This window comes from Candidatus Cloacimonadota bacterium, from assembly GCA_011372345.1.
Taxonomy (GTDB): Bacteria; Cloacimonadota; Cloacimonadia; order Cloacimonadales; family TCS61; genus DRTC01.
The window spans coordinates 1-2206 of sequence record DRTC01000479.1; the positions used below are offsets into that span (position 1 = coordinate 1).

At 33.9% G+C, this 2206-nt stretch carries 4 protein-coding genes; 2 read left to right on the top strand and 2 right to left on the bottom strand.

The genetic code is table 11. From position 1 onward, the window contains the following. Positions 1-1161 (top strand): MFS transporter (locus tag ENL20_09305; GenBank protein HHE38754.1); only part of this gene is annotated, 1161 nt, incomplete at its 5' end. A gap of 85 nt (positions 1162-1246) precedes the next feature. On the opposite strand, the gene ENL20_09310 is transcribed toward ENL20_09305, so the two are convergent. Both ENL20_09310 and ENL20_09315 read right to left on the bottom strand, forming a co-directional pair. Then, entirely contained in the window at positions 1247-1663 is a 417-nt protein-coding gene (locus tag ENL20_09310) for a putative toxin-antitoxin system toxin component, PIN family (GenBank protein ID HHE38755.1), read from the bottom strand. Beyond that, a complete protein-coding gene (locus tag ENL20_09315; GenBank protein ID HHE38756.1) occupies positions 1660-1905 on the bottom strand; it encodes a CopG family transcriptional regulator in 246 nt (81 codons plus the stop codon). The genes ENL20_09310 and ENL20_09315 overlap by 4 nt, the downstream gene beginning before the upstream one ends. Before the next feature lie 136 nt (positions 1906-2041). On the opposite strand from ENL20_09315, the gene ENL20_09320 reads away from it, so the two are divergent. After that, positions 2042-2206 (top strand): transcriptional repressor (locus tag ENL20_09320; GenBank protein ID HHE38757.1); only part of this gene is annotated, 165 nt, incomplete at its 3' end.

A 2206-nucleotide genomic window follows, 5' to 3' on the forward strand; every position in this document is an offset into this window, starting at 1 on the left:
AAAAAAAAATTTCAATCCGGAAATGTCCTGATAATTTCCTTTTCTCACTTGCTGCATGATGTTTATACTTCATTTTTAGCACCGATCCTGCCGTTGCTCATCACCAAACTTAATATTTCCTTATTTGCAGCAGGTTCATTGGATGTTATCCGCAGGATCCCTTCAATTTTGAATCCATTTGTGGGATTACTTGCTGATAGAATGAGTGTGCGTTTATTCGTGATAATTGCGCCTGCTCTAACTTCCATTGCCATGAGTCTATTAGGAGTTGCTTCCAGTTATTTCATCCTTCTGGTTTTGCTGTTCGTAACCGGGATCAGCACTTCTCTTTTCCATGTAGCCGGACCTGTGATGATCAAATATGTTGCTGGAAACAGGATCGGGAAAGGAATGAGTTTCTTCATGCTGGGTGGAGAACTCGCCAGGACTCTGGGACCTCTTGTCATTTTAGGAGCAGTAACTCTCTGGACATTGGAAGGAACCTACAGGTTGATTCCTTTCGGGATTTTAGCATCGATAATTCTTTATTTAAGGTTAAGGAAAATTGAAATTAGAAGGGATTTTGAGAGAAAACAGGAAGTCGGAATAAAGCAAACTTTTTTGAAATTTCTACCTTTTTTTATCACTCTTACCGGATTTGTTTTCTTTCGATCTGCGATGAAATCAACACTTACTTTGTATTTACCGACTTATCTGACATCAAAAGGAGTCAATCTCTGGTTTGCCGGAATTTCTCTTTCGATTTTACAATTATCAGGAGCAGCCGGGACTTTTCTGGCTGGAACAATTTCCGACAAGATCGGGAGGAAAAATTCTCTACTGATAATTGCGATAATGAATCCGATTTTAATGTGGCTTTTTATTTCGTTTAACGGAGTCCTTCTTATTCCGATTTTAATTATCACCGGATTTTTCCTGCTGGCATCTAGTTCGGTTCTGCTGGCTTTAGTTCATGATATCGATTCCGAACACATGTCATTCCTGAATGGAATTTATATGACCATCAATTTTGCTGTCAGTTCCGTTATGACTTTATTTGTAGGATTTCTGGCGGATCGAATTGGTTTGGAAATTACTTATAAAATCGCTGTATTCCTGGCTTTGGGATCGATTCCGTTTGTGTTTTTGATCAAGCAGAAAAAGAAAGAAATTTCAAAATAAATTCAGGATTGAGAAGCTTTTTTGTAATGAAATATAATTTTATTCATTTTAAAGTGGATTATGCGACAAAAAGTATATTTAAAGTTTATCGAGACTTCACGGTAAAAATATCCATGAACTGTTTTGGTGTAACAATTTTTATATTTATGTATTTTTGAATATCAAGCAAGTGTTTATCTCCCGAAATGATGTAATCTCCATTAAGTGCAACTGCACATTCTATAAATTTATCATCATCAGGATCGTTTTCAACTATTTTCAGTTCAGGAGTTTTGGAGGTAAAAACAATATTATATCCATTTGCAAAAAGACTTACCAACTCTTTGAATTGTTCCTTTGTTCCTAAACCAAGTCGTTGGAAAACTTTGAAATATTCATCAACAATTGGTCGTGAAAGGCATAAAAGTAATTTTCTGTTTTTCCAATATGAAATTATTTTTCTGGGATAACCACCAAAAAATGAAGAGACAAAAATATTGGTGTCTATCACAACTCTGATCATTTTTCTGCTCTAACCTTTCTTATTGCTGTCTTAATATCATCTTGTGTGATTTTTTTGTATTTGAGATTGTCTCCAATTCGATTCCATAAATCATCTATATAAGCACTAATATCTCTTTCCTTAACATAACTTTCAAGAAGTTCTCTAACGAGACTGCTTAACTTCTTTCCTTCAGATTGAGCCAGGAGAGAAACTTTGTTCTTTAATTCTGATTCAATTCTTATGATCATTTGAGTAGTCATAATTCATCTCCAAAATAAATATAACTTTATATACAAATTATACAATTCATTTTTTAATGTCAAATTATTTTTGCTTTTTTTTATAAAAAAATTATTATTTTCTCTAAATAGAAATGATTTTTATTTAAAAGGAATTATGGGAAAACAGGAATACTTGAATATTTTAAGGAAAAATAACCTGAAAATAACTCCCAAACGCGCTGCCATTCTCGAATTATTTCTCAATGAACAGAAATTTTTTACACCCCGGGAAATCCGGTCTTCATTACAAACTGATTTCGAGCATCTTGGTTTGCCGACT

Bases quoted from the DNA above. Each gene is read 5' to 3' on its own strand.
- ENL20_09315 (HHE38756.1), bottom strand. From the start codon at position 1,905: ATGACTACTCAAATGATCATAAGAATTGAATCAGAATTAAAGAACAAA.
- ENL20_09310 (HHE38755.1), bottom strand. From the start codon at position 1,663: ATGATCAGAGTTGTGATAGACACCAATATTTTTGTCTCTTCATTTTTT.